The sequence below is a fragment of the Idiomarina sp. UBA4206 genome, assembly GCF_002383015.1.
GTDB classification, from domain to species: Bacteria; Pseudomonadota; Gammaproteobacteria; order Enterobacterales; family Alteromonadaceae; genus Idiomarina; species Idiomarina abyssalis.
Genome location: NZ_DFTS01000076.1, coordinates 13,387 through 15,819, shown reverse-complemented (window position 1 = coordinate 15,819; position 2,433 = coordinate 13,387). Strand labels below are relative to the sequence as shown.

Sequence of the window (2,433 nt, the reverse complement as noted above, 5' to 3'; positions counted from 1 at the left end):
AGCGCGCCGGTTATTGAGGCGTTAACGTCCGCTCTTGGCACCGAGCGGACATCGACCTACCGAAACAGAACATCACTTATCTTTACGCGTTGTTAGCCCATAAACCCTGTCGGGGTCATACTCAAAATTATTATCCCAATACCTTCGCATTGCGCCAGAATAGATAGCCAGCGTGTGCAGTGCATACCGTAATGCGCTTGAAGCGTAACGCTGCCCCTTCTTTAAGACATGTTTAGCATTGTTTTCACTGATGTTGTGGCTTAGAAAGTAAAGTAGAACGCTCCCATTGGGATTTTGTCGTTTACCACCGTTTTTGAACTTTATTTCTGAGGCACCAACTCCGGCCAAGAGTTGGCTCCAGTGCGCTCTGATGCGCTCTTCCTGAATTGATTTGTCAGCAAGAACTTCAACATAAAAGCGAGATGCAGAGATCGCCTGACTCAGGGTTTTAACGAGTTCGACAGCTTGCTCCCTGTCATTTGTATTAAATGATATGTAGCGGTGATTGTACGTTGATGCGCTTAATAACGTATGGCACGCTCGTCTTATGGCTTGGCTGAGGTGTCGCATTGGTGCAGGCATCATGTGCTGGATAATCATATTCGCTGCCATCGTATCTGTGTTTGAATTTGGCAATGGAACATGAAGACTATGTGCTTCTGCAGAGTAAAGCCTGGGCTGCCTCCGCCTAGTTTGATAACGCTGTTTAGTATCTCGCGCGGCATCAATAACTGATTCAATGACCCTGGGCTCGATATTGTAAATGTCTCGGATTTCCTCAATCGTTCGTCCCCTGTCATAAGCTTCAAGCACAAAGCAGACGCGTGAAGCGTCAAATTCGGTTTTTAAATTGAATAAACTATCCATGTCGATATCTCCTTGTTTAGTGCCTTTGCGAGGCTTAGTTATCCAGGCCCCACGCTCCTTTTTGAGTATTTCATCGGTTAAAATCATCAGCTGTGCTTTGTCTGGAGTTTCGCTCAATGAGTATTCCGAACACACCTTGTCGATGCGTGCAGATTGAACACAGGACAGGGCTTTCACGTAAGCCAGAGGCGTCGATATATTTGCTCGGGCAATAGCCTCGAACAGGAGTAGGTCAGTGCAATGAGTGTAGGTTGATAGGGTCATATTGGGCTCAAGGTGACCTGCCCAGCTTGACAGTTTGTAAAGCACATTGAGTGAATCGTTCAGTTGAAAGTAAGCTCTGATAGTTGCGATTTGCACAGATGAATAGGGCGTTAGCTCATTCACAGTTTTGTCAGATGCAAAACACACAAGCACTGCTGTGGAAATCGCAAAGTGGCGCAGCTGGTACATGGGTGTGTGCACGGACGTATAAGACGACAGCAGACGAGTAACATGTTTGCTGATGTCTCGCATATCAAGCGGGCTATCTTGTTGGGGGATTTTTGAAAATAATAAGGCGTGTGGCCTTTCATATTGAATACTGCCGTTCTTTGAAAGTTTACGCCCGGCCTGCTCCATGCGTCGATTGATGAACTGGCGCACGAACTTTGCTTCGTCTGGCAGCAAAAATGTATCGAGCTCTATGAGACGTCTGGCAGAGTGAGTCTTTTCTGAGAAATACCGGTTGTTACGTATAAAAATGTGGCCAGTGTCAAACGTTGAGATATCTTTTATTTCAAGGTGCATCGCCTCGTGCGGGCGAATGTTGGAGCGAGCGAGAAGAATAAGCAACACAGTTACTGACTCACGAAAATGCTTCGACTCACCGTCGTATAGGTTATTCATGTCTTTTAGCAGTCGCGGTATGTGCTCTTTGGCGGGTATGTTTGAACGGACGTGAACGGATTGCTTATCACGTGTTTCGAGCTGCTTAGGTAGAGGTATATCGCGTTGCTCATGCAAAAAGTAGATAAGCTCTGTTATTGTATCCACGTACTGGGAATCAGATAATTCTTTCTTGCTCATCAGCTCATTATATAGCTCGGTCATTTCAGACTCGTCGAGTACATAAACACTCGTTGTGTCACAAACCTCGAGCCACAGTGTTGCTACACAGCTCACATACCTTGCCCCTGCCGAAAACCTAAATAATCTCTTAACCTCATAGCAATGCTTAAGCCAGTCGATAAGAGCAAATTCGGCGTCACTCATCGACTGTTCACGCTGCGCGATGAAGGCCTGAATTGCCTGGAGAGCCATCGCGTTACACTCCTCCCTCGAGTGACGAGAATTATGTTTGGTTTTGAATAGCTCCCGCAATGCTTTGCTGAATTCTGAGTAATATGCTGGGAGATCTTTTTTATTCTGATACACGACGGTGGAATCGGCCGCTAAACCCTTGTCGGACGTCTCATTAGTTGGAGACGTTGCGCTGTGGAACGAATGTGTTTTGATATGATTAAGACACTCAATCGATGTTGAGGCACTACTCAAATCAGCACAGGCGTAATGCATTAAAAAGCC

General features: G+C 46.1%; 1 protein-coding gene. It reads right to left on the bottom strand.

Annotated elements, in window-relative coordinates:
- Positions 1-72: 72 nt before the first annotated feature.
- A partial coding sequence (locus B3180_RS15460; protein WP_286845383.1) for a hypothetical protein occupies positions 73-2,433 on the bottom strand: 2,361 nt, incomplete at its 5' end.